Origin of the sequence: Flavisphingomonas formosensis (assembly GCF_009755815.1) — a bacterium.
GTDB lineage: Bacteria > Pseudomonadota > Alphaproteobacteria > Sphingomonadales > Sphingomonadaceae > Flavisphingomonas > Flavisphingomonas formosensis.
In genome coordinates this window covers 122,086-146,301 of the sequence record NZ_WRPK01000007.1, presented here as the reverse complement: position 1 = coordinate 146,301, position 24,216 = coordinate 122,086, and the positions used below count along the sequence as shown (strand labels likewise).

21 protein-coding genes are annotated in these 24,216 nt (G+C 67.1%); 16 read left to right on the top strand and 5 right to left on the bottom strand.

What is annotated here, in order from left to right; translation table 11 throughout:
* Positions 1-75 precede the first annotated feature (75 nt).
* From GQY20_RS19395 to GQY20_RS19375, 5 genes are read left to right on the top strand one after another with little or no spacing between them, the layout of a single operon-like run.
* Positions 76-987: a MurR/RpiR family transcriptional regulator gene (locus GQY20_RS19395; protein ID WP_157218792.1), complete on the top strand. Its 912-nt coding sequence runs from the start codon at positions 76-78 to the stop codon at positions 985-987.
* On the top strand, positions 984-2,333 hold the full coding sequence (locus GQY20_RS19390) for an aspartate aminotransferase family protein (RefSeq protein WP_198351068.1): 1,350 nt from the start codon (positions 984-986) through the stop codon (positions 2,331-2,333). The genes GQY20_RS19395 and GQY20_RS19390 overlap by 4 nt, the downstream gene beginning before the upstream one ends.
* Complete coding sequence (locus tag GQY20_RS19385) at positions 2,330-4,396, top strand: oxidoreductase (RefSeq protein ID WP_157218791.1); 2,067 nt, start codon at positions 2,330-2,332, stop codon at positions 4,394-4,396. The genes GQY20_RS19390 and GQY20_RS19385 overlap by 4 nt, the downstream gene beginning before the upstream one ends.
* The gene (locus GQY20_RS19380; protein WP_157218790.1) at positions 4,393-5,595 is read left to right on the top strand and encodes a DmpA family aminopeptidase; all 1,203 of its coding nucleotides are present in this window, start codon (positions 4,393-4,395) and stop codon (positions 5,593-5,595) included. Before GQY20_RS19385 ends, GQY20_RS19380 begins: the two co-directional genes overlap by 4 nt.
* On the top strand, positions 5,592-7,163 hold the full coding sequence (locus tag GQY20_RS19375) for an aldehyde dehydrogenase family protein (RefSeq protein WP_157218789.1): 1,572 nt from the start codon (positions 5,592-5,594) through the stop codon (positions 7,161-7,163). The genes GQY20_RS19380 and GQY20_RS19375 overlap by 4 nt, the downstream gene beginning before the upstream one ends.
* Before the next feature lie 48 nt (positions 7,164-7,211).
* Here GQY20_RS19375 and GQY20_RS19370 read toward each other — a convergent pair whose 3' ends face one another.
* A complete protein-coding gene (locus tag GQY20_RS19370) occupies positions 7,212-8,147 on the bottom strand; it encodes a glutaminase (protein WP_157218788.1) in 936 nt (311 codons plus the stop codon).
* Between the two features lie 144 nt (positions 8,148-8,291).
* On the opposite strand from GQY20_RS19370, the gene GQY20_RS19365 reads away from it, so the two are divergent.
* A complete protein-coding gene (locus tag GQY20_RS19365) occupies positions 8,292-8,684 on the top strand; it encodes a VOC family protein (RefSeq protein WP_157218787.1) in 393 nt (130 codons plus the stop codon).
* Positions 8,685-8,905: 221 nt separating this feature from the next.
* Here GQY20_RS19365 and GQY20_RS19360 read toward each other — a convergent pair whose 3' ends face one another.
* The 3 genes from GQY20_RS19360 to GQY20_RS19350 form a co-directional block, all read right to left on the bottom strand.
* Complete coding sequence (locus GQY20_RS19360; protein ID WP_157218786.1) at positions 8,906-10,516, bottom strand: choline dehydrogenase; 1,611 nt, start codon at positions 10,514-10,516, stop codon at positions 8,906-8,908.
* Positions 10,517-10,537: 21 nt separating this feature from the next.
* A complete protein-coding gene (locus GQY20_RS19355; RefSeq protein ID WP_157218785.1) occupies positions 10,538-11,365 on the bottom strand; it encodes a hypothetical protein in 828 nt (275 codons plus the stop codon).
* Positions 11,366-11,511: 146 nt separating this feature from the next.
* Positions 11,512-12,426: a LysR family transcriptional regulator gene (locus GQY20_RS19350; RefSeq protein WP_157218784.1), complete on the bottom strand. Its 915-nt coding sequence runs from the start codon at positions 12,424-12,426 to the stop codon at positions 11,512-11,514.
* Positions 12,427-12,556: 130 nt separating this feature from the next.
* Between GQY20_RS19350 and GQY20_RS19345 the strand changes: the two genes are divergently transcribed.
* Entirely contained in the window at positions 12,557-13,264 is a 708-nt protein-coding gene (locus tag GQY20_RS19345; RefSeq protein ID WP_157218783.1) for an SDR family oxidoreductase, read from the top strand.
* A gap of 24 nt (positions 13,265-13,288) precedes the next feature.
* On the opposite strand, the gene GQY20_RS19340 is transcribed toward GQY20_RS19345, so the two are convergent.
* Positions 13,289-14,182, bottom strand: coding sequence for a Coq4 family protein (locus tag GQY20_RS19340; protein ID WP_157219008.1), 894 nt, complete (start codon positions 14,180-14,182; stop codon positions 13,289-13,291).
* 147 nt (positions 14,183-14,329) lie between these two features.
* Here GQY20_RS19340 and GQY20_RS19335 point away from each other — a divergent pair, with 147 nt between their 5' ends.
* The 9 genes from GQY20_RS19335 to GQY20_RS19295 all read left to right on the top strand — a co-directional run bounded on the left by GQY20_RS19335 (position 14,330) and on the right by GQY20_RS19295 (position 24,172).
* A complete protein-coding gene (locus GQY20_RS19335; protein ID WP_157218782.1) occupies positions 14,330-15,082 on the top strand; it encodes a peptidase in 753 nt (250 codons plus the stop codon).
* A gap of 101 nt (positions 15,083-15,183) precedes the next feature.
* Positions 15,184-16,500, top strand: coding sequence for a tRNA (N6-isopentenyl adenosine(37)-C2)-methylthiotransferase MiaB (miaB, locus tag GQY20_RS19330; protein WP_157218781.1), 1,317 nt, complete (start codon positions 15,184-15,186; stop codon positions 16,498-16,500).
* A gap of 416 nt (positions 16,501-16,916) precedes the next feature.
* Entirely contained in the window at positions 16,917-17,912 is a 996-nt protein-coding gene (locus GQY20_RS19325; protein ID WP_157218780.1) for a PhoH family protein, read from the top strand.
* A gap of 48 nt (positions 17,913-17,960) precedes the next feature.
* On the top strand, positions 17,961-18,470 hold the full coding sequence (gene ybeY / locus GQY20_RS19320; protein ID WP_157218779.1) for an rRNA maturation RNase YbeY: 510 nt from the start codon (positions 17,961-17,963) through the stop codon (positions 18,468-18,470).
* Positions 18,471-18,479: 9 nt separating this feature from the next.
* On the top strand, positions 18,480-19,373 hold the full coding sequence (locus tag GQY20_RS19315) for a hemolysin family protein (protein ID WP_157218778.1): 894 nt from the start codon (positions 18,480-18,482) through the stop codon (positions 19,371-19,373).
* A gap of 26 nt (positions 19,374-19,399) precedes the next feature.
* Positions 19,400-20,728 (top strand): PQQ-dependent sugar dehydrogenase, encoded by a 1,329-nt coding sequence (locus GQY20_RS19310; RefSeq protein ID WP_198351067.1) that lies wholly within the window; start codon positions 19,400-19,402, stop codon positions 20,726-20,728.
* A 325-nt stretch (positions 20,729-21,053) separates the two neighbouring features.
* Complete coding sequence (gene lnt / locus GQY20_RS19305; RefSeq protein ID WP_408641129.1) at positions 21,054-22,547, top strand: apolipoprotein N-acyltransferase; 1,494 nt, start codon at positions 21,054-21,056, stop codon at positions 22,545-22,547.
* A 79-nt stretch (positions 22,548-22,626) separates the two neighbouring features.
* Positions 22,627-23,808: a methionine adenosyltransferase gene (gene metK, locus GQY20_RS19300; protein WP_157218776.1), complete on the top strand. Its 1,182-nt coding sequence runs from the start codon at positions 22,627-22,629 to the stop codon at positions 23,806-23,808.
* Between the two features lie 85 nt (positions 23,809-23,893).
* The gene (locus GQY20_RS19295) at positions 23,894-24,172 is read left to right on the top strand and encodes a hypothetical protein (protein ID WP_157218775.1); all 279 of its coding nucleotides are present in this window, start codon (positions 23,894-23,896) and stop codon (positions 24,170-24,172) included.
* The last annotated feature ends 44 nt before the right edge of the window (positions 24,173-24,216 follow it).

The following is a 24,216-nucleotide window of genomic DNA, read 5'->3' as shown; positions in this document are numbered from 1 at the left end:
TATCGGGGTATGAGAAACATCTGTTTTACAGGCGGAGTCGATGTTGATGGCGTGCGTCCATAGGGGAAATCGCGATTGCCGCCGCGTGGCGCGCACGAAGCCATGACGGCGCAGGGCATCGACGCCGCCGGCGCACGGATATTGGCGGAACTGCCCGCGCTCGCGCCGCAGCTTGCGGAAGGCGCGCGTTTCCTGCTCGATCATCCCGAAGCGGTCGCCACCTCATCGATGCGCGAGATCGCCGGGCGCATCGGCGTGGCCCCGGCGACCCTGCTGCGCCTCGCCCGCGCCCTCGGCTTTACCGACTGGTCGAGCATGCGCGACGTCTATGTCGCCGATTTCCGTGCCTCATCCCCGCTCTATGCCGAGCGCGCGGACGCGCTCGTGCGGCGCGAGGGGGGAACCGCACTCGCCAAGGACATGCTGCACGCGCAACAGGCCGGGATCGGCCACGTCCTGGCCGCCAACCCAGCCGAGGCGATCGAGGAGGCGGCACGCATGCTCGCCGCGGCCCCGCGCATCTTCGTCGCCGCCTTTCTGAGCTGCCGCGCGCCCGGCACCGCCTTCGCCTATATCTGCCGGCTGTTTCGATCGAACATCGTCATGCTGGGCGGCGAGGGATCGTCGCTGGCGGCGGACCTAGCCGCGATAGGGCCGGACGATGCCGTGCTGGCGATCAACTTCCGCCCCTATGCGCGCGAAATCCACGCCATCGCGGAGGCGGTGCGGCGATCCGGCGCGACTCTAGTTTCGATCGCCGATAGCCGCGCGACCCCGCTCGCCGCGCAGGCTCGATCGATCCTGCTGTTCGGCACCGAAAGCCCGTCCTTCTTTCCGTCGATCACGCCCGCAATGGCGCTGGTAGAAAGCCTCGCCGCGGCGATGCTGGCCCATGCCGGCGATGCCGCCGCCGCCCGCATCGGCGCGATCGAGCAGGCGCTCTACGACAGCGGCGCCTATGCGGCCACGCCGCGGGGCGGATCGTGACGCCGCCGGGCCATGTCTTCCACCGCGCGGCGCAAGGCCGCCCGCCGATGGCGGTCGGCGGCGAGGGACTGTGGCTGATCGATGCCGAGGGGCGGCGCTATCTCGACGCCTGCGGCGGCGCCGCGGTCTCCGCACTGGGACATGGCCATCCCGCCATCGCCGCCGCGATCGCCGAGCAGGCAAGGCGCATGGCCTATGCGCATAGCGGCTTCTTCACCAGCGCCCCGGCCGAAGCGCTGGCCGAGCTGATCGCCGAAGCGACGCCGGGATCGCTCGACCGGATATGGTTCACCGGCAGCGGATCGGAAGCGATCGAGGCCGCGATCAAGCTGGCCCGCCAATATCATCTCGAACGCGGCGAGCCGCAGCGCACCCGTGTGATCGCGCGCCGGCAAAGCTATCACGGCAACACGCTGGGGGCGCTCTCGGCAGGCGGCAATGCCGTGCGGCGGGCGCCCTATGCGCCGCTCCTGATCTCCGTCTCCCATATCGAGCCGTGCTTCGCCTATCGCCACGCTCTCCCCGGCGAAACGGCCGAAGCCTATGGCGCGCGCGCGGCACAGACGCTGGAGGAAGAGCTCGACCGTCTCGGCCCGGAGACGGTGATGGCCTTCCTCGCCGAGACGGTGGTGGGCGCGACCGCAGGCGCGGTGCCGCCCGCACCGGGCTATCTGCGGCGCATCCGCGAGATCTGTGATCGCCACGGCGTGCTGCTGATTCTGGACGAGGTGATGTGCGGTGCAGGCCGCACCGGACATTTCCTCGCCTGCCAGGCAGACGGCGTGGTGCCGGACATGGTGGCGCTGGCGAAGGGGCTGGGCGCGGGCTATCAGCCGATCGGCGCGCTCGTCTGCACGGCGCAGGTCCATCGCGCGATCGCGGAAGGATCGGGCGCCTTCCAGCACGGCCAGACCTATGGCGCGCACGCGATCGGCTGCGCCGCCGCACTGGCGGTGCAGAAGGCGGTGCGGGACGAGCATCTGCTGGCACGGGTGCGGGACGGGGGAGCCCACCTCGCGCGGCGGCTGGGCGAGCGCTTCGGCGCACATCCCCATGTCGGCGACATACGTGGCCGCGGTTTTCTTCAGGCGATCGAGCTGGTGACGGAACGCGACGGCAAGACGCCGTTCGATCCGGCCTTGCAGCTGCACGCGCGGATCAAGGCCGAAGCCTTCGCGCGCGGACTGCTGGTCTATCCGGGGGGCGGCACGATCGACGGCCGGCGCGGCGATCATGTGCTGCTGGCCCCGCCCTATATCGCCACCGATACCGAGATCGACATGATCGTCGATCGGCTTGGGGACGTCCTCGATGCCACCCTCTCCTCCATCGGAGCTCTCGCATGACCCGCGATCCGCGTTACGACATCCTCTTCGAGCCCGTGCGGATCGGCCCGGTGACGGCACGCAACCGCTTCTACCAGGTGCCGCATTGCAACGGCATGGGCTGGACGCAGCCGCGCGCGCTGGCGGCGCTGCGCGGCGTCAAGGCCGAGGGCGGCTGGGCGGTGGTGACGACGGAAGAGGTGGAGATCCACCCGACCTCCGATTGCGAGCCTTTCCACGAGGGCCGGCTGTGGGACGATCGCGACATGCCTGCACTCGCCCTGATGGCGGACGCCGTGCATCGGCATGGCGCGCTGGCGGCGATCGAGCTCATGCACCATGGCGCCTCCTGCGCGAACTGGGGCACGCGGCTGGCGCCGATCGCGCCTTCGCACCGGCCGATCATCTATTATGCGCCGGTGCAGGCACGCGCGATGGACAAGAGCGACATCCGCGCCCTGCGCCAGTGGCACCGCGACGCGGCACTGCGCGCCAAGCAGGCCGGGTTCGACATCGTCTACGTCTATTGCACGCAGGATCTTTCGATCGCCCAGCATTTCCTGGAGCGGCGCAAGAACGACCGGATCGACGAATATGGCGGCAGTCTGGAAAACCGCGTCCGCCTGCTGCGCGAACTGATCGAGGATACCAAGGAGGCGGTGGGCGATCGCTGCGCCGTGGCCGTGCGCTTCGGCGTGGACGAGCTGATGGGCGATGCCGGCATCACCCATGACGGCGAAGGCCGCGACGTGATCGAGATGCTGGCCGACCTGCCCGACCTGTGGGACGTCAATCTCTCCACCTGGGCCAATGACAGCCAGACCTCGCGCTTCGCGAAGGAAGGCTTCCAGGAACGCTACACCGCATTCGTGAAGCAGGTGACGGGCAAGCCCGTGGTCGGCGTCGGCCGTTTCACCTCCCCCGACATGATGGCGAGCCAGATCCGGCGCGGGATCATGGATTTCGTCGGCGCGGCGCGGCCTTCCATCGCCGACCCCTTCCTGCCGAAGAAGCTGGAGGAAGGCCGGATCGACGAGATCCGCGAATGCATCGGCTGCAACATGTGCGTTTCCAGCGACTATACCGAGACCAATTTGCGCTGCACCCAGAACCCGACGTCGGGCGAGGAATGGCGGCGCGGCTGGCACCCGGAAATCATCGCGCCCCGCAAATCCGAAGGCGCGGTGCTGATCGTAGGCGCGGGACCGGCCGGGCTGGAGGCCGCGCTGTCGGCGGCGCGGCGCGGCTATCAGGTGCATCTCGCCGAGGCCGGAACCGAGCTGGGCGGGCGTGTCACCCGCGAGGCGAAGCTGCCCGGCCTCTCCGAATGGGCGCGGGTGCGCGACTGGCGGGCCGGTCAGATCGAGCGGATGCCCAACGTCTCCATCTATCGAAACAGCCCGCTCGAGGCGGCGCATGTGCTCGAGTTCGGCGCGTGGCATGTGGCCATCGCCACCGGCGCGGTTTGGCGGCGCGACGGCGTCGGACGCGACAGCGGCTTTCCCGTCCCCGGCTTCGACGGCCCGGGCATCTACACGCCGGACGACATCATGGCCGGCCGCCTGCCGGCATCCGGCCCCGTGCTGATCTGGGACGACGATCATTATTATATGGGCGGCGTGCTCGCCGAGCGCTGCCGCGCCGCGGGGCTGGAGGTCGTGCTGGCGACGCCGGCCTCGATCGTTTCCGCCTGGACGGTCAACACGATGGAAGCGCTGCCGATCGCGCGCCGCCTCGCCCGGCTCGGCATCGGGATGCTCACCTACAGCAGCCTCACCGGCTATCGCAACGGCGCGGCGATCCTGCAGCACGGCGTTACCGGCGCCGTCACCGAACATGCCGCCGGCGCGATCGTGACGGTGACGGCACGGCTGCCGGTCGAGGCCCTGTACCTGGATCTTGCCGCGCGCGAGGCGGAATGGGCCGGCGCGGGCATCGCCAGCGTCACCCGCATCGGCGACTGCTGGTCGCCGAGCACCATCCAGCAGGCCGTCTATTCGGGCCACAAGCTGGCACGCGAGCTTGATGAAGCGCCCGAGGGCGATGTGCCGCGGGAATTGCCCATCCTCGAGGGCATGGCATGAGGGGAGGATCGTTCGCGCTGCTCCTCGCGCTCGCCATGCCGGCTCATGCCGAACGCGCGCGCGATCTCGGCATTCCCTTCGAGGGTACGCCCGGCAAGCTCAACGCGATCACGGACGTGCCGGGCGTCGAGGTCGGGCAGGTCACGCTCGTCTCGGGCGAAGGCCCGCTCGTCGTCGGCAAGGGGCCGGTGCGCAGCGGCGTCACGGCGATCTTCCCGCGCGGCCGCGCCGACGGCCGGCCGGTCTACGGCGGCCATTTCGATCTCAACGGCAATGGCGAGATGACAGGCATCGCCTACATGCAGGATTTCGGCGTGATCTATGGACCGATCGGGATCAGCAACACCAACGCCATCGGGCAGGTTTATGCTGGGATCCAGCAATGGTCGCAGCGGCGCTTCGGCCACGCCGGCTTTCCCGTGGTGGCGGAGACCTGGGACGGCTGGCTGAACGACATCGAAGGCTTCCACATTACGTCCGAAACGGCGATCGCCGCGCTCGAGGCGGCAAAGGGCGGGCCAGTGGCGGAGGGGGCGGTCGGCGGAGGCACCGGCATGCAGTGCTTCGGCTTCAAGGGTGGCATCGGCACCGCCTCGCGCCGGGTGAAGATCGCGGACAAGAACTATACGGTCGGCGTGCTCGTCCAGTGCAACACGGGCGACCGCGCGGTGCTGCGCATCGCGGGCGTGCCGGTGGGCCGCGAGATCGGGCAGCGCTGGATTCCGTGCTACGATCCCCGGCTGGCGCCTGCGGACAAGCAGCCCCGATGTTCCGGCGAGGCGCGCGCCGGGCACATGCCGGGCGACCGGGGATCGATCATCATCATCGTCGGTACGGATGCCCCGCTGATGCCGGTGCAGCTCGGCCGCGTCGCGAAGCGGGCCGCGATGGGGCTGGCTCGGCTCGGATCCTATTCCGGCAACGGCTCCGGCGATCTCATCGCCGCATTCTCGACGGCGGCCGCCGAGCCGAACCATCCCGACCAGGCCGCCCCGACGCCGATCGCACCGGTGCCCAGCGCCGCGATCGACGGGCTGTTCGAAGCGACGGTGGAGGCCACCGAGGAAGCGATCGTCAACGCGCTGACGGCAGCGCGGACGATGACGGGCGCGGACGGCTATCGCCTCTTCGCGCTGCCGCACGACGAGCTGCGCGCGATCATGAAGCGCTATGGACGACTGGAAGGACCGGCGAGATGACTGCCCTGCCCCGCGTCACCTACAGCAATATCGCCGAGGATTTTTCCGGGGTGCACGCGCATCTCGACGCACTGATCCCCGAGGTGGAAACGCGGCTGCTCGGACGCCGCCATGGCGCGTTCGTCGCCGGACGCGATCGCGACGAAGGCAGGATCGCCGTGCTGGCGAGCCCGATCGACCGCAGCTTGATCCTCGGCGAATTTCCGATCTCGTCACCCGCGCTGGTCGAAGAGGCGGTAGCGGCGGCGCGCGGAGCCTGTTCGAGCTGGCGCGCCCTGGGTTGGGAAAAACGGATCGCGATCCTGCGCGCCGGGGCCGCGGCGCTCGCCCGGCGCAAATATGAGGTCTCCGCCGCCTGCCTGATCGAGGTCGGCAAGTCGCGCATCGAGGCGGTGGGCGAGATCGAGGAGGCGATCGACCTCATCGGCTATTATTGCGCGGAGATGGAGCGGAACGACGGTTTCGCCGCCCCGCGCCCCGCCGCCGTGCCGGGGGAGAGCTCCCGCGTGGTGCTTCGTCCCTATGGCGTATTCGGGGTGATCGCGCCGTTCAACTTTCCGGTCGCGCTCTCCCTGGGCATGATGAGCGCGGCGCTGGCGGCCGGCAATACGGTGGTGTTCAAGCCGGGCGAGGCGAGCGCCCTTACCGGCCGGCTGATCGTCGAGGCGCTGATCGAGGGCGGCATGCCGGACGGCGTGGTGAACCTGATCTATGGCGGCCGCGAGACCGGCGAGGCGCTGGTCCGCTGCCCGGGCGTCGACGGCTTCGCCTTCACCGGATCCAATGCGGTGGGCATGGCGATCCTGCGCCATGCGGCATCGTCGCGCGGCAACCGCCCGGTGCTCGCCGAAATGGGCGGCAAGAACCCGACCTTTGTGACCGCTTCCGCCGATCTCGACGTCGCCGCGCAGGGCATGGCGCGCTCCGCCTTCGGACTGCAGGGGCAGAAATGCAGCGCGGGATCCAAGGTCTATGTCGCGCGCGCCGTGGTGGATGCCTATGTCGAGCGGCTGATCGCGATCACTGCCCGGCTTGCGGTCGGCGATCCGCGTCACGCCGGCATCTTCATGGGGCCGATCGTCAATGCGGCGTCGCTTGCGCGCTTCCACGGCGCGGTGGAGGAGGCGCAGCGCGACGGGCGCGTGCTGCACGGCGGCAGGCACCTTTCGGGCGATCTCTTCGATCGCGGTCCCTATGTGGCGCCGACGATCGTCGCGGGCCTCGACAACGATCACCGGCTGAACCGGGAAGAGCTGTTCCTGCCCTTTCTGAGCGTGCTGCCGTTCGACGCGCTGGACACGGCGATCGCGGATGCCAATCGCGATGATTACGGCCTGGCCGCCGGTATCTACACGCGCGAGGAGACCGAGCTCGATCGCTTCCTCACCACGATCGAGGCCGGCGTGCTCTACGCCAACCGGCCCAGCGGAGCGACGACGGGCGCCTGGCCCGGAATCCAGACCTTCTGCGGCTGGAAAGGATCGGGAACCAGCGGCAAGGGCGGTCTCGGAAGCTGGTATGTGCCGCAATTCCTGCGCGAGCAAAGCCATACGATCGCGGCCTGGTGACGGGACCATATCCCGCCCGCACCGCCTCCGCTCGCTTCTGCTAATCCGCTAATCCGCCGCCGGATCGAATACCGACCAGCCGGTTCGATGCACCAGCCGTTCCAGCGCCACGGCCCCGATCTTCGAATTGCCGCGCTCGTTGAGGCCGGGAGACCATACCGCGATGGAGGCGCGGCCGGGCGCGATCGCCAGGATGCCGCCGCCGACGCCCGATTTGCCGGGCAGCCCGACACGGAAGGCGAATTCGCCCGATCCGTCGTAATGGCCGCACATCATCATCAGCGCGTTGATGCGCCGGGCGCGGGCCGCGGAGACGATCCGGCCGCCGCCCGGCACGCGTCCCTGCATCATCAGATAGCGGCCGGCCTGGGCGAGCTGGCGGCAGCTCATCGCGATCGCGCACTGGTGGAAATAGACGCCCAGCGCATGATCGACCGGGTGGTGAAGATTGCCGAAGGCGCGCATGTAGTTGGCGAGCGCGATGTTGCGGAAACCGGTCGCCTGCTCGCCGCGCGCCACCGCCTCGTCGATGCCGATCGTGTCATCCTCGGCCACGGCACGCACGAAGCGCAATATTTCGCCGATCGCCTCGCGCGGGGCATGGCCGGACAGGATCATGTCCGCGACCACGATCGCGCCGGCATTGATGAAGGGATTGCGCGGAACGCCGCTTTCGGTCTCGAGCTGGACGATGGAATTGAACGCGCTTCCCGAGGGCTCCCGCCCCACCCGCTTCCACAGCGCGTCGCCCGCCTTGCCGAGCGCGAGGGTGAGCGCGAAGACCTTGGATACGCTCTGGATGGAGAAGGCCATGTCCGCATCGCCAGCGACATGGCAGGCGCCGTCCGCCTCGATAACCGCGATGCCGAAATGCCCCGGATCGATGGCCGCGAGCGGCGGGATATAGCTGGCGACGGTTCCCCGATCTTCGACGGTGGCCATCTCCGCCGCGATTTCGCTGATGATGCCCCCGATATCGGTCATGGCGGATGGGTAGAGAGGGCCATCGATGGGCGCAATCGCTTCTCGTTCCTGAACGGGAACGAAGACGCTAAGGCCTGAACTCGATCAGATGATTGACGGCGGCACTGGTGCCGCCAGAGTGTCGTCGCTGGTTGGAGACGATCGATGCATGTGCCTGAAGGGTTTGGCGTGGTGACGCCGTACATCTTTGCTGATGGTACCGAAGAGTATGTGCGTTTTCTCGAGGCGGCGTTCGGCGCACGCGAGATCGGCCGGAGCACGGCTCCGAACGGCCGCATAGCCAACTGCCAGCTTAAGTTCTCCGCGACGACGATCATGATCAGCGAGGCGTCCGAGCAGTTTCCCGCGACCCGCGCAGCATATTACCTGTATGTCGCAGATGCCGACGCCGCCATGGCGAAGGCCGAGCAGGCCGGTGCCGAGAAGATCATGGACGTTGGCGACATGCCCTACGGCGACAGGCAGGGCGGCGTCCGAGATCCAGCCGGGAATATCTGGTGGGTGTCGCAACGGCTGACGGACGAACCGTATTTTTGATGCTCGCTCGATCGTCCGCTGAGGCGGGACTGCTTTCCCGATTCACATGCGCCGCAGGGGGCGATCGAACCACATCTGCCGAAGAACCAGCCCGGCGCGCGGCGCGCCCGTTTCTGCCTTTGCCTCCTCCCGGCAACCGATTTCAGCGTACGCTCGTTCAAGTCGGAATTTGTCCGCGCAGCATAGAGCAAGCTGGGCGATTCCCTATCGACCAGCTTGCTCTAGGCGTCGGCCAGGATCATGTCGGCCGCTTTCTCGGCGATCATGAAGGTGGCGGCGTTGGTGTTGCCGCTGACGATGGTCGGCATCACCGAGGCGTCGACGACCCGCAGCCCCGCCAGCCCGCGGATCCTCAGTGCGGCATCGACCACCGCCAGCGGATCGCCATCCGCCCCCATCTTGCAGGTCCCGACGGGGTGGAAGATGGTCGAGGCATTCTCGCGAGCCCAGGCGTCGATCTCGTCGTCGCTGCGAACGGCGCGGCCCGGCTCCAGCTCGGCGACGCGAAACGCCGCAAGCGCGGGCTGTTCGCCGATCCGACGGGCGAGGTGGACCGCCTCGCGCAGCACGCGAACGTCGTTCGGCGTCGCGAGATGGTTGGGCCGTACGACCGGTGGCGCGAACGGATCGGCCGATGAGACATCCACCTCGCCTCGGCTTTCGGGATGCAGCGGCACCACATCGATCGAGAAACCGTCGATAGGCAGCATGCCCTTCTGACCATGATTGATCATGATGCCGGGCACGAACTGGATCTGGATGTCGGGCCGGTCCAGCCCTTCGCGGCTGCGCGCGAAGCCGCCGGCTTCCAACGAATTCTCGGCGCCGAGCCCGCCCCTGGTCAGCAGGTAGCGCAGGCCGATCAGCGGCTTTCGCCAGCCCTTGGTCTTCGAATAGAGCGACGGCCGCGTGCTCGACCAGGTGATCGCGACGTCGACATGATCCTGCATGTTGAGACCGACGCCGGACAGCGCATGGACCGGCGCGATACCGGCCGCCTTCAGCCGCTCCGGATCGCCGATCCCTGAAAGCTGCAGGATATGCGGCGATTGCAGCGCACCCGCACACAGGATCACCTCACGCCCCGCGCGCACGGTGCGTACCGGCGCGCCCGGCTCGCTTGCGAAGCTCACCGACACGGCGCGCCCGTTCTCGACGCCGATCGCGGTCACATGCGCGCCGGTCTCCACGCTGAGATTGGATCGGGCCATCGCCGGCTTGAGGAAAGCGCTGAGCGCACCCGAGCGTCGGCCGTCCTTGATGTTGAGCTGATAGCGGCCGAAACCTTCCTGCTCGGCGCCATTGAAATCGGGATTGAAGGGCTGTCCGGCCTGGATCGCGGCATCGATGAAAGCCTGATAGACCGGATCGCGCGACGTCCCGAAGGCGACATGCAATTCGCCGCCCGTGCCGTGCCAGTCGTCGGCCCCGGCGGCGCAATCCTCGGACTTGCGGAAATAGGGCAGCACGTCGGCATAGCCCCAGCCCGCAAGCCCCGTCTGACGCCACTGATCGAAATCGCGCGCATTGCCGCGCACATAGAGCATGCCGTTGATGGACGATGATCCGCCGAGCCCCTTGCCGCGCGCCAGGAAGATCGGCCTGCCGCCGAAACCGGGCACCGCTTCGGATTCGAAGCCCCAATTGGATGCGTTGCGGCTGGCCGAGAGCACGCCGACGCCGGCCGGCATCGAGACGAGCAGGCTGGTGTTGCGCCCACCCGCTTCGAGGAGGAGCACGCGGTGCCGGCCGTTCGCGGTCAGCCGGTTGGCCAATACGCTCCCGGCCGATCCCGCGCCGACGATGATGTAATCGACGCTGATATCGTTCATTGGCTATCGCTCTGCCGGAGTTCAGGCGGTCACGGGCGCCTTTTCGGCCCAGACCATCGACGGCCCCGTCGTGTCCACATCCTCCGCGCCGTGGATGCCGAGCGCCTCGCGCGCTTCGGCCAGCGGCAGATGGAAGACCGGCTCATATTTGAACATGAAGATCGGGCCGGAGGCATGGCCGACACGCATGCCGCGCTCGATCGCATTCTGGCAGGTCGGCCAGACGGTCGGATAATGGAGCAAGGTCCGGACGGTGTAGCGCAAGGTCACGCACAGCGACATGACCGAAAGCTCGCCCGCGAGCTCGGGGCTCAGATGCTTGAAATGGCTGGTGATGCGGCACCAGGCCGGCACCAGCTCGCCCATATAGTTGAAGTCGCCCCCGGTCAGGATATGCTCCAGATCGTGGTTCTGGCCCGAGCGGTAGTTGAAATATTCGAGCTGCGTCTTCGGCTTGGGCAGATCGTAGATCACGATCTCGAAATTCTTCTCGATCACGTCGCGATAGAAGACGTGGCCCAGCGTACCCGGCGCGAACTGCTTGAAATAGTCGGCATCGTAGTTGGAGAGATAGCCCTCCTCGAACCAGGCATCCAGCGCGGGATTCTTCTTGCGCTCGGCAGTGAACAGCTCCTCGATATGATCGAGGTCCTGGATCTCCTTGAGCATCTCGACCACCGGATACATCTCCGCCTGCGCGGGCACGTCCGGCCCGTTGCGCTTGAGCGTGATGTTGGCGATCCAGTCGCGCATCTTGGGGTTGTTGAGATATTTGGACGAGCTGATCAGTACCGAACTGTCGGTCGTCAGCTTTGTCACGCCGCGAAGCAGGTAGGGCACGTCGTTCATGCCGCAATCTCCCGGCCGCGCGCGGCGACAATGCTCAGCCTCGTCATCCTCTCAACTCCTTGCATTGCGAATCTGACATATCTGTCAGCCTGCGCAGGCAATAGGCCGGACAGCCGCCCGATGGCAAGATGCGTCGCGAGGCGCGCTCATTCCTGCGGCAACGCCGTCCGGCATAGCGCGATGACGGTATCGCGCAGCCAGCGGTGCGCCGGGTCCCGATCCATGCGGGGATGCCACATCGCCGAGATCACGATCCCCGGCGTATGGACGGGCAGCTCGAAACGGACGACTCCTTCGGTGCCCGGATCGCCGCCGGCGAAGCAGGAGCGTGGAACGAGCGCGAGCAGATCCGATCGACGGGCTATACTCAACGCCCCCCGATAGCTGCCCACGACGGCGGCGATATCCCGGCGCATCCCGCATTGTTCGAGCGCGGCATCGACCGGCCCGGTGAAAAGCTGCGTGCGCGACGCCACGACGTGCTTGCAGGCTGCATAGCGTTCGGCCGACACCGGCCCGTCCAGCAGCGGATGCCCGGTCCGCGCCGCGCCGACGAAATCGTCGCGAAAGAGAAAGCTGGTGCGCACCTCCGGGGCGGAAGCGCCGAGCACGCCGATTTCCAGATCGATCCGCCCTTCCCGAAGCGGTCCGGCATCCTTGTCGGGCTTGGGCGCGAAACGCAGGCGGACATGCGGTGCGGCCGCGGCGACTGTCGTCACCAGCGATGCCGCAAGCAGATCGACGAACCCGTCGTTCGCACGGATGACGAAAGTCCGATCGAGCGAGGCGAGGTCGAGCCGGTCGGTCTGCGGGCCAAGCACCCGGCGTACGTCCCGAACGAGTGCGTGAACCTCGTCGCGCAGCGCGGTGGCCCGCGGCGTCGGAACCAGCCCGCGGCCCGCGCGCACCAGCAACGGATCACCGGTGGCGGCGCGGAGCCGTGCGAGCGTCCGGCTCATGGCAGACGCGCTGAGATCCAGGCGACGCGCCGCGCCGACCACGCTTCCTTCGGTGAGCAGCGCGTCCAATGCGGTCAGCAGGTTCAGGTCGAGCGTCTGCATTCCTATGCCTATCCGATGCAATGGAGCAGACATAGCGCCGGATGCAATGACAGAGTGCATGGGCTGCGTCTGGCGCCATGGCGTTCGGGCACGCACATGCGTTGCGACCTCTTCAGCGAAGGATAGTCCCATGCCTCTTCCACCGCCGCCCGAGGGCGGCACGATCCTGCTCATCGGCGCCTCGCGCGGGCTCGGCCTCGCCATGGCGGCCGAGTTCGTCGAAAAACAGTGGGCGGTCGTCGGCACCGTGCGAGGCGGGCAAACGAAGCTGCACGATCTGGCGGAGGAGGCCGGCGGCCGGATCGAGATCGAGACGCTGGATATCACCCTGCCCGATCAGATCGCCGCGCTGCGCGACCGCCTGTCGCATCGGACGTTCGACATGCTGTTCGTGAATGCCGGCGTCGCCGACGAGAGCCGCAAGCCGATCGGAGACGTGTCGACCGACGAATTCATCCGGATCATGACGACCAATGCATTGAGCCCGATGCGCGTGATCGAGCAGCTGGAGCCTCTTCTTTCCGCCACCGCCCTGATCGGCGTGATGTCCTCCGGGCGGGGCAGCATCGCCAACAACGAGACCGGCGAAGACGAGCTCTATCGTGGCAGCAAGGCCGCGCTGAACATGTTCATGCGCAGCTTCGCGGCACGGCGCGCCGGAAGCGATCGGTCGATGGTGCTGATGGCTCCCGGCTGGGTCCGCACCGATCTCGGCGGGCCGAACGCCCGCCTCACCATCGAGGAGAGCGTCCCGAACCTCATCGACGTCCTCCTCGCCAGGCGGCGCGACCCCGGCCTGCACTATCTGGATTATCTCGGCCGCACCATTCCCTGGTGATCCCGGGGCAAGTCCCCGAAAAGCTCAGCCGGTGCAGGCTTCGATCGTCCAGTGCCAGTCATCGCCCGGCCCGCGCGCGAAACCGATCTCGGCGGCGATATCGTCGAGCTGCCAGTCGAGATAATCCTCCCAGGGATACATCAGCAGCGGCTTCTGGAGCGCGCGGCCGAGCGCGATGCCACGCTCCATCGCCTCCAGGATGGTAGGGAGCGCGGCCGGATAGTGGAGCGAGATGCGCTTGTAGCTGGCCGAGGAGACCCAGACATTGTGCGCGTTCATGAACTGCGCGAGATCGGGGCTGAAATAATGCGCCATCGCGGTCACGTTGGCCATGGCGAGCGCCATCTCGCCCGCGCTGTTCGGGCCGTAGCCGGTCACCATATGCTCTATGTCGTGGAGCGCGGTGCGGCGCTTCAATATATACTCGAAATCGTTCGCCGGCTGTTCGTCCTTCTTCATGAACTCGATCTCATAGCCCTTGGCCATGAACTCGCGGATCGTCGCGCCCAGCGTGCCGGAGGCATAATGTCCCATCTCCTCGGCGCGGTACGAAGTCAGGCGGCGCGCATCGACCCAGCCGCCGAATTCCGGATTCTTCACCTTCTCCGCCGCGATCAGCTTCATCGCCTCGGGATAGTCGGTAACCTCCGCGATCGCGCGCACCATCATCGGGATGGTGTAGGTGGGCGGCAGGTCGCGGCCGTGGCGGCGCAGCGCATGCTGCGCGTAGGAATCTCTGTAATAGGGATTGTTGAGATATTTGGAGTTGGAGATCAGCACGCTGGACGTCGCCGGTTCCACGTCACCTTGCATGTAGCGGGCCTCGTCCGCCTTGATCGCCGAGCGCGAAGCAGGTGGAGTCACCTGAAAGTCCTGCGATTCGGCCTCGGCCGCGGCGGTGGACACCAGCTCTTCCATCATCTCTCTCCCATTGTCTGCCCCACGTCGTTTACACTCTGTGCACGACATAGGTAAAGCCCGCCGCGCACAATCCCCGCAAACCCGCTCGACTTCGCCGGACCGCCACGCCTATGGGGTAAAAAGAAAAGGCCGGAGGGAGAGCCTGTGACCTATTGCGTCGGCATGCTGCCCGAAGCCGGGCTGGTGATGATCGCCGATACCCGCACCAACGCCGGGGTCGACAATATCTCCGTCTACCGCAAGCTGCACATGCTGGCGGATGGCGAGGATCGCATCGTCGTCGCCTGCTCGGCGGGCAATCTCTCTGTCACGCAGACGCTGCTCTCCACGCTCGAGGAAGGTCTGCCGCCACTCGAGGAAGGCGGCGAGCCGCGCAGGATCGCCCACGTCGCCACCATGTTTCGCGCCGCGCAACTGGTCAGCGAAGCCTCGATCCTGGCCAATCGCGCCGCCAACGTCCTACTGGCCGGCACCGGCATCGATTCGTCCACCACGTTGCTGCTCGGCGGGCGCATCGGCGACGGGCCGCTGGAGCTGTTCCTGATCTACCCCGAAGGAAATTTCATCCAGTGCCGGCCCGACACGCCCTTCCTCCAGATCGGCCAGACCATGTACGGAAAGCCGATCCTCGACCGCGTGCTCGACTATCGGACACCGCTGGAAGAGACGGTGAAGGTCGGCCTGATCTCGTTCGACGGCACACTGCGCTCCAACCTCGCGGTGGGCCGCCCGCTGGACCTGATCGCGATCCCGGCCGATCGCAGCGAGCCGGTCGTCCGCCGCCGCATCGCCGAGGACGACGCCTATTTCAACGAGCTCTCGACCCGCTGGAGCGCCTTGCTCAACGAAAGCCGGGCGGCGATCCCCGATCCGCCTTTCATGAAATCCGCGGGCTGAAGGCGGCGTAGCGCGCTCTCAAAAGCGTCATGACCGGTCATCGCCGGCACAACTTTCCAAAACCTAGCAACCGCGGTTCCGCGCCTGTATAGCGCCGCGCCATGACCCGTCCTTCCACCTATCACGTCAAGTCGTTCGGCTGCCAGATGAACGTCTATGACGGCGAGCGCATGGCCGAGCTGCTCGCCGCCGAGGGGATGACCCCTGCGGTGGGCGCCGACAGCGCCGATCTCGTCGTGCTCAACACCTGCCACATTCGCGAGAAGGCCGCCGAGAAGGTCTATTCGGACATCGGGCGCCTGCGCCGCGAGGATGGATCGACGCCGATGATCGCCGTCGCCGGCTGCGTCGCCCAGGCCGAGGGCGCCGAGATCCAGCGCCGCGCAAAGGAGGTCGACATCGTCGTCGGCCCGCAGGCCTATCACCGCCTGCCCGAGCTCGTCGCCAAGGGCCGCGCGGTCGATACCGACATGCCGGCCGCCTCCAAGTTCGACGCGCTGCCCGCGCGGCGGCTTTCCGGACCGACCGCCTTCCTGACCGTGCAGGAGGGCTGCGACAAATTCTGCACCTATTGCGTGGTACCCTATACGCGCGGCGCCGAGGTATCACGGCCGTGGAACGCGGTGCTCGACGAGGCGAAGGCGCTGGTCGATGCCGGCGCGCAGGAGATCACCCTGCTCGGCCAGAACGTCAACGCCTGGGAGGGCGAGGACGAGAAGGGCCGCGTCCAGGGCCTCGACGGGCTGATCCGCGCGCTGGACCGGCTGCCCGGCCTTGCCCGCATACGTTACACCACCAGCCATCCGAACGACATGCGCCAGGGGCTGATCGACGCGCATGGCGAAATCGCCAAGCTGATGCCTTTCCTGCATTTGCCCGTGCAGGCAGGCAGCGACCGCATCCTCAAGGCGATGAACCGCAGCCACAGCGTCGCGAGCTATTTGGAGGTGATCGGCCGGGTGCGTGCGGCGCGGTCCGACATCGCCATATCGGGGGACTATATCGTCGGCTTTCCCGGCGAGAGCGAAGCCGATTTCGAGGCGACGCTGGAGATCGTGCGTGCCACCGGCCATGCCCAGGCCTTCTCCTTCAAATATTCGCCGCGCCCCGGCACGCCGGCCGCGACGATGGAGGATCAGGTCGCCGAGGCGGTGAAGGACGAGCGGCTGCAGCGGCTGCAGGCGCTGCTCGGCGAACAGCAATTCGCCTTCAACCGCGCCACCATCGGCCGCACCGCCGAGGTGCTGATCGAGCGCAAGGGCAAGAAGCCGGGCCAGACGATCGGCAAGTCGCCCTGGCTGCAATCAGTGATCGTCGAGGACGGCCCGGCGATCGGCACGCTGGCGACGGTCGAGATCGTCGCCGCCGGCCCGAACAGCCTGACCGGCCTGCTCCGCGAGATCCGCGCGGCCGCCTGAGCGGCGCGGCCGACGCACGCGTGGAAGACATATCCGTCTTTGCCTTTTCCTTTCGTGATCCCGACTCATCCGGGATGACGGGGAGCGTCGCGACGACGCGGAGGAAAGGTGAGGCAGCCATGCCGCGCCGATATCCGTCCTGAATCGCCGGCGGCAAGACGATGTTGCAGCACCGCGACACTGCCCGACTTTCTGATGCCGGATTGCAGGCCCCCGCTGCGAACGGATAAATTCCCCCTGTCCCGCGGGGCGATCACCTGCCACAGTGACAGCGATGCTGTTGCACCGCCTTTGCGCGTCCTTGCCGGAACCGCTCGCCACGACGGGCCGTTTCATGAAACGGCCATGGAATACGGCAAGCATCGCGCGCGATGCGCACCCCATCGCCCTCACCTCGTCCACGCCGAAAGGACCGCATGAGCCGTAAGCCCGCCGCTGCCCAGGCCGGAGACCGCTCCCGCCTCGAGATCGTGTTCGACAAGCCCCAGCTCCTCGGCCGATTGTTCGGCGAATATGACCAGAATCTGGTCGCCATCGAAAACCGGCTGGGCGTCTACATCGCAGCGCGCGGCAACAAGCTGCAGATCGAGGGCGAGGCGCAGGCGGCCGCCCGCGCGCGAGAGGTGCTGACCGGCCTCTACAACCGCATCGTGCAGGGCCAGGATATCGACGCTGGCATGGTGGACGGCGTGATCGCCATGTCCGCCGAGCCGACGCTGGACGGCATCATCCGTGCCGATGCCGGCGATCCGCCGCCGGTGATGATCCGGACGCGCAAGAAGACGATCGTGCCGCGATCGGGCACCCAGATACGCTACATGGAGGCGCTGGGCCGGTCGGACGTGATCTTCGCGCTCGGCCCGGCGGGCACCGGCAAGACCTATCTCGCCGTCGCCCAGGCCGTGCAGCAGCTCATCGGCGGCTCGGTCGACCGGCTGATCCTCTCGCGCCCCGCGGTGGAGGCCGGCGAGCGACTGGGCTTCCTGCCCGGCGACATGAAGGAGAAGGTCGATCCCTATCTCCGCCCGCTCTACGACGCGCTCTACGACATGCTGCCCGCCGAGCAGGTGGAGCGGCGCATCGCCTCGGGCGAGATCGAGATCGCGCCGATCGCCTTCATGCGCGGCCGCACCCTCGCCGACGCCTTCATCATCCTCGACGAGGCGCAGAACACCACGCCCGCGCAGATGAAGATGTTCCTCACCCGCTTCGGCATGAACAGCCGCATGGTGATCTGCGGCGATCCGAAGCAGGTCGACCTGCCCGAACCCGGCAAGTCGGGCCTCGCCGACGCCGTGGCCCGGCTGGAGGGCGTCGAGGGGATCGCGACCGTCCGCTTCAATGCCGCGGACGTGGTGCGCCATCCGATCGTAGGCCGGATCGTCGAAGCCTATGAGGGCCCCAATGCGTAGGGCACTCACTTCGTCCTGCTCCGCAGGAGAGGATTTGAGGATCCTCCGATGATCGACGTCGCCGTGCAGATTGAGCCAGGCTGGCCCGCCGATGTCGATTGGGAAGCCCTCGCGAGCGAAGCGGTGGCCGCCGCGCTCGGGATCAGCCCCTATGCCTGGATCGCCGAGCGGAGCTTCACCGCGGAGATCGCCGTCCGCCTCACTTCCGACGAGGAGGTCCACAGCCTCAACAAAAGCTATCGCGGCAAGGACAAGCCCACCAACGTCCTGTCCTTCCCGATGGTGCAGGAGGACCTGATCGACAGCCTCGCCAATTCGGACGATGGCGAGGTGCTGATGGGCGACATCGTGCTCGCCGCCGGCGTCTGCGCGGCGGAAGCGGCGGACAAGGGCGTGAGCGTCGCACATCATGCCACGCACCTGATTGTCCACGGGACCCTTCACCTGCTAGGCTATGACCACCAGGGGGATGCCGAAGCCGAAGCGATGGAGGCGCTGGAACGCGTCGCTCTCGCCACGCTCGGCATCGCCGATCCTTATGCGGTGGATGAGGCGTAATACAGGGTAATGCCAGAGGATAGTAGTAGCAGCGACAGTCCCGGCCGATTGTGGGCGGGGCTGCGCGCGTTGTTCGGTTCGGACAGCGAGCCGACCTTGCGCGACCAGATCGAGGAAGCGATCGAGGAGCATGAGGACGATGCTCCGGCCAAGGGCGACCTTTCCGCCGTAGAGCGCCAGATGCTCAAGAATCTGCTGCATTTCGGCGATCGCACGGCGGGCGATGTGGGCGTGCCGCGGGCCGATATCGTCGCGATTGACGAGAAGGCGAGCTTTGCCGAACTCGTCGCCCTCTTTGCCGAAGCCGGGCACAGCCGCCTACCGGTCTATCGCGAGACGCTGGATACGGTGACGGGCATGATCCATATCAAGGACGTCTTCGCCATCCTGGCCACCGGCGCTCCGCACCCGCCCACGCTCGAGCGGCTCATCCGCCAGCCGCGCTACGTCCCCGAGTCGATGGGCGTGATAGATTTGCTGGCCGAGATGCGCGCCACGCGCACCCATCTCGCCGTAGTGCTGGATGAATATTCGGGTACCGAAGGGCTGATCACGATCGAGGATCTGGTCGAGGAGATCGTCGGCGACATCGAGGACGAGCATGACGACGAGGCGGTGGCCGAGATGGTGCCGCTGCCCGACGGCCGTTGGGACGTCGACGCGCGCACCGAACTGGAGGACGCCGCAGAAACGATCGATCCCCGCCTCGGCGAGGTGGAAGAGGATGTGGACACGCTGGGCGGACTCGCCTTCCTGCTGGCCGGCCATGTGCCGGAAATCGGCGAGGTGGTGGAACATGACAGTGGTTGGCGGCTTGAGGTTACCGGCGGCGACAATCGCCGCGTCACCCGCCTGACGCTCCATCCGCCCGCGGCGCGGGAGACAGTGACCGAACATCAATGAGGCGCCCGCCGCGCCGGAGATTGCCGATGAAGAAGCGCTACGCCATCCCCCTCGCCTTGCTGATCATCATTCTCGCCGGGGGATGGTATCTTCTCAAGGGAGATACGGCAAAGCTGCCGATCGAGGCGGGCTACGGCCCCAATCCGACGCTGCAGGCGCCCCGCGCTGCACTGATCCCCACCATACGCGTGGCCTCCGTCGTCGGCTGGAGCGGCAACGCCACGCCGATCCCGGCGCCGGGCCTCAAGGTCAATGCCTTCGCGACCGACCTCAAGCATCCGCGCCAACTCCTCGTCCTTTCCAACGGCGACGTGCTCGTGTCCGAGCCAGGCGCGCCGGCACAACCCGAGGAAGGAAAAGGCTTCCGCGGCTTCATGCAAGGCCTGTTGATGCGCCGCGCGGGATCGAAGAATCCCGCCGGCAACGACATCGTCCTGCTTCGGGACGCCGATGGCGACGGCGTTGCCGAGACGCGCACCGTGCTGCTGAGCGGCCTCAATGCGGCGTTCGGCATGGCCCAGGTCGGCGACCAGCTCTATGTCGCGGCGACCGACAAGCTGCTTCGCTATCCGTTCAAGCCGGGTGATACGAAGATCACCGCCAAACCTGTCGTGGTCGCCGAACTCCCGGCCGGCCCGCGCAACCATCACTGGTCGAAGAACGTCATAGCCAGCCCCGACGGCAGCAAGCTCTACGTTTCGATCGGATCGAACAGCAATGTCGGCGAAAATGGCGAGGCAGCCGAGCGGGAGCGCGCGGCGATCTGGGAGGTGGACGCCAAGACCGGCGAGCATCGCATCTTCGCGGCTGGCCTGCGCAATCCCAACGGCATGGCCTGGAATCCGGTGACGCATGAGTTATGGGCGGTGGTCAACGAACGCGACGAGATCGGTTCCGACCTGGTTCCCGACTATCTCACCAGTGTGCAGTTCGGCGGCTTCTACGGCTGGCCCTGGGCCTATTGGGGCGGCATTCCGGACCATCGGCCGCCCTATCCGCAACCCGGCCAGCTCGAGGTGGTCAACCGTCCCGATTACGGGCTGGGCTCCCACACCGCCGCGCTCGGCCTCGGCTTCGCGACCGGCCAGAAGCTTGCGCCGCGTTTCGCCGAGGGCGCCTTCATCGGCTTGCACGGCTCGTGGAACCGCAATCCCCCGTCCGGCTATAAAGTGATCTTCGTACCCTTCAAGAACGGTAAGCCGGTCGGCATGCCGATCGACGTCCTCACCGGCTTTCTCGACAAGGACGGCGACGCGCAGGGCCGGCCTGTGGGCGTCGCCATCGATTCGAAGGGCGCGTTGCTCGTCGCCGACGATGCGGGCAACCGCGTGTGGCGCGTCACCGCGGCACAATAGGCATCCAGGGCGAAAGCTCCACGGACAGGCATGTTTTTTCGGTCATGCTGAACTCGTTTCAGCATCCGCTGCGCGGCCTTCACTGGCTTTTCCAAAGAAAATGCCGTCGCTGCGGCATCGTCCCAGCGGCGACGGCGGTGCCTGGCGAACGGTGGATGCTGAAACAAGTTCAGCATGACGAAGAAGAGTCCGAACCTCCCCCTCTCCCTCCGGCATGACGGTTCAGATTTACGCGCGAAGCTCCAACACTCATGCCGGACGAAAATCCGACGGCGGAACAATCTCCCCTCTGGCATCCGCGGCGCGGCTGAGCGATAGCCCGCGCGTGCCGACTCCGCTCATCGCCCTCTTGCTCGGACTGGTGAGCGCGCTCGGTTTCGCGCCGCTCGACCTGTGGCCGATCACCCTCATCGCCTTCGCCCTGCTGATCCACGTCATTCCGAGGATACGGACTGCACGTGGCGCGCTGCTCTGCGGCTGGTGTTTCGGCCTCGGCCATTTCACCCTGGGGCTCAACTGGATCGCCACCGCCTTCACCTATCAGGCGGCGATGCCGGCCTGGCTGGGCTGGGTGGCTGTGCTGCTGCTGTCGCTCTATCTCGCCGTCTATCCGGCGCTGGCGGTGCTCGTCGCCTGGCTCGCGCGCCGCGCCGGCCTGGTTGCGCTCGCGCTCGTCTTCGGTGCGGGCTGGATCGTCACCGAATGGCTGCGCGCCACGATGTTCACCGGCTTCGCCTGGAATCCGCTGGGCGTCACCCTGCTGCTGCTGCCGGCCGCGGGCCTGACGAAGCTGGTCGGGACCTACGGCCTCGGCGCGATCGTCATCCTCGCTGCCGCCACGCTGGCGGCACTGCTGCGCCGCAGCTGGCGCGACGCGTTGCTGCTCGCTCTGCCGGTGCTCGTCGCGTGCGGCTATGGCGCGGCGACGCGCGGCCCCCTTCCCGGCCAGGCGGGACCGCTGATCCGCGTCGTCCAGCCCAATATCGGCCAGGACCAGAAGTGGAGCCCGGATTTCGAGAGCCGCAATTTCGACACGCTTGCCGGGCTCAGCGGCACGCCCGGAGCGCAGCCGCGGCTGGTATTCTGGCCCGAGGTCGCGATCCCCGCCTATCTGGAGGACGAGCCGGGCTGGCGCAGCACGATCGCCCATCTGATCGGCCCGCGCGACCTGATCCTGACCGGCGGCATCTCGATTGTCTGGGCGGACGCCGGGAAGCGTAAGGTGCAGGCAGCGCACAACAGCCTGTTCGTGATGGATGCGAACGAGCGGCTGGTCGGCCGCTACGACAAGGCGCATCTGGTGCCCTATGGCGAATATCTGCCGATGCGCCCGATCCTCTCCGCGCTCGGCCTCTCCCGCCTCGCGCCGGGCGACATGGATTTCCTCGCCGGCCCCGGCCCGCGCACCCTGGCGCTGCCGGGCTTCGGCGCAGTGGGCGGCCAGATCTGCTATGAGATGATCTTCTCCGGCCAGGTGGTGGACCGCGCGCACCGGCCCAATTTCCTGTTCAACCCTTCCAACGACGCCTGGTTCGGCCGCTGGGGCCCGCCGCAACATCTTGCCCAGGCGCGGCTGCGCGCGATCGAGGAGGGGCTGCCGGTGATCCGTTCCACCCCGACCGGGATCTCGGCGGTGGTCGATGGCGACGGCCGCCTGCTCAAGAGCCTGCCCTGGCGCACGGCGGGCGCGATCGACGCCCATCTGCCGCCGCCGCATGCGCCCACGCCATTTGCGCGTTTCGGCAATCTCCTCTGCTTCCTCTTCGCCGGAGTCCTGCTGATCGCAGCGGCATTTGCATCGCGCCGCAAGGCCGGCTAAAGGACATATAACGATTCCTTTATGTCTTTAAGTCCGATCACCCGCTAGGCTTGTCTTTCCGCAAGGGGACCCAGTACCAATGGCACGCAGCAACTATCTCTTCACCTCCGAATCCGTTTCCGAAGGGCACCCCGACAAGGTGGCCGACCAGATTTCCGACGCGGTCGTCGATCTGTTCCTCGGCAAGGATCCCGTTGCGCGCGTCGCCTGCGAGACGATGGTGACCACCAACCGCATCGTGCTGGCCGGCGAGGTCCGCTCGGCCGTGCCCATCCCCAATTCCGAGATCGAAGCCGCCGCGCGCGAGACGGTGCGCCGCATCGGCTATGAGCAGCACGGCTTCCACTGGAACCGCGCCGATTTCGCCTGCCACCTGCACGAGCAGTCCGCGCACATCGCCCAGGGCGTCGACGAGAGCGGCAACAAGGACGAAGGCGCCGGCGACCAGGGCATCATGTTCGGCTATGCCTGCGACGAGACGCCGGACCTGATGCCGGCCACCCTCTATTATTCGCACCGCATCCTCGAGAAGATGGCGCAGGACCGCCACGGCAAGATCGTCGATTTCCTCGAGCCCGACGCCAAGAGCCAGGTCACGCTGCGCTATGAGGGCGGCAAGCCGGTGGGCGCCAGCGCGCTGGTCGTCTCCACCCAGCACTCGGCCGCGCTCAGCAACGATGCCGGCCAGAAAACGCTGCGCGACTATGTGATGACCGTGTTCGAGGAGGTCCTGCCCAAGGGCTGGCTGCCGTCCGACCAGGGCCAGATCTTCGTCAACCCGACCGGCCTGTTCGAGATCGGCGGTCCGGACGGCGACGCCGGCCTCACCGGCCGCAAGATCATCGTCGACACCTATGGCGGCGCATCGCCGCACGGCGGCGGCGCGTTCAGCGGCAAGGATCCGACCAAGGTCGACCGCTCGGCCGCTTATGTCAGCCGCTACATGGCGAAGAACATCGTCGCCGCGGGCCTCGCCACCAAGTGCACCATCCAGCTCAGCTATGCGATCGGCGTCGCCGAGCCGCTGTCGCTCTATGTCGACACGCACGGCACCGGCACGGTCGACGAGGCGAAGATCGAGGCGGTCCTGCCGAAGCTCGTGCGCCTCACCCCGAAGGGCATCCGCACCCATCTCGGCCTCAACAAGGCGATCTACCAACCGAGCGCGGCCTATGGCCATTTCGGCCGCAAGCCGGATGGCGACTTCTTCTCCTGGGAGAAGACCGATCTGGTCGAGGCGCTGAAGGCCGAACTCGCCTGAAGCCGAGCTGTCCAACTCCTGACCGGTAGTTCATTTGAGGAAGTTCCGCTTCCTCCCTAGCGTTCGGCCGGTCAGGAGGATGTCCATGCGCCAGTTGCTTATTGCTGCAATCGTCTCCCTCGGTCTCGTCTCGGGTTTGGCCGCGCCGGTGGCTGCCGCACCTTGCAAGGATGCAAAGGGCAAGTTCATCAAGTGTCCGCCGCCCAAACCGGCTCCGCCGGCGACCAAGACGCCGTGCAAGGACGCCAAGGGCAAGTTCACCAAATGCCCGCAACCGCCAGCCGCAGCCAAGGCGCCGCCGCGGTGCAAGGATGCGAAGGGCAAGTTCACCAAATGCGGCACGCCGGGCTCCAAGGCGGCCTGATCCACTCGCCATCCGCGCTCAGCGCACCGACGGCGTGCTGCCGG

Bases quoted from the DNA above. Each gene is read 5' to 3' on its own strand.
- GQY20_RS19385 (WP_157218791.1), top strand. From the start codon at position 2,330: ATGACCCGCGATCCGCGTTACGACATCCTCTTCGAGCCCGTGCGGATC.
- GQY20_RS19380 (WP_157218790.1), top strand. From the start codon at position 4,393: ATGAGGGGAGGATCGTTCGCGCTGCTCCTCGCGCTCGCCATGCCGGCT.
- GQY20_RS19375 (WP_157218789.1), top strand. From the start codon at position 5,592: ATGACTGCCCTGCCCCGCGTCACCTACAGCAATATCGCCGAGGATTTT.
- GQY20_RS19370 (WP_157218788.1), bottom strand. From the start codon at position 8,147: ATGACCGATATCGGGGGCATCATCAGCGAAATCGCGGCGGAGATGGCC.
- GQY20_RS19365 (WP_157218787.1), top strand. From the start codon at position 8,292: ATGCATGTGCCTGAAGGGTTTGGCGTGGTGACGCCGTACATCTTTGCT.
- GQY20_RS19360 (WP_157218786.1), bottom strand. From the start codon at position 10,516: ATGAACGATATCAGCGTCGATTACATCATCGTCGGCGCGGGATCGGCC.
- GQY20_RS19355 (WP_157218785.1), bottom strand. From the start codon at position 11,365: ATGAACGACGTGCCCTACCTGCTTCGCGGCGTGACAAAGCTGACGACC.
- GQY20_RS19350 (WP_157218784.1), bottom strand. From the start codon at position 12,426: ATGCAGACGCTCGACCTGAACCTGCTGACCGCATTGGACGCGCTGCTC.
- GQY20_RS19345 (WP_157218783.1), top strand. From the start codon at position 12,557: ATGCCTCTTCCACCGCCGCCCGAGGGCGGCACGATCCTGCTCATCGGC.
- GQY20_RS19340 (WP_157219008.1), bottom strand. From the start codon at position 14,182: ATGGAAGAGCTGGTGTCCACCGCCGCGGCCGAGGCCGAATCGCAGGAC.
- miaB (WP_157218781.1), top strand. From the start codon at position 15,184: ATGACCCGTCCTTCCACCTATCACGTCAAGTCGTTCGGCTGCCAGATG.
- GQY20_RS19325 (WP_157218780.1), top strand. From the start codon at position 16,917: ATGAGCCGTAAGCCCGCCGCTGCCCAGGCCGGAGACCGCTCCCGCCTC.
- ybeY (WP_157218779.1), top strand. From the start codon at position 17,961: ATGATCGACGTCGCCGTGCAGATTGAGCCAGGCTGGCCCGCCGATGTC.
- GQY20_RS19315 (WP_157218778.1), top strand. From the start codon at position 18,480: ATGCCAGAGGATAGTAGTAGCAGCGACAGTCCCGGCCGATTGTGGGCG.
- GQY20_RS19310 (WP_198351067.1), top strand. From the start codon at position 19,400: ATGAAGAAGCGCTACGCCATCCCCCTCGCCTTGCTGATCATCATTCTC.
- metK (WP_157218776.1), top strand. From the start codon at position 22,627: ATGGCACGCAGCAACTATCTCTTCACCTCCGAATCCGTTTCCGAAGGG.
- GQY20_RS19295 (WP_157218775.1), top strand. From the start codon at position 23,894: ATGCGCCAGTTGCTTATTGCTGCAATCGTCTCCCTCGGTCTCGTCTCG.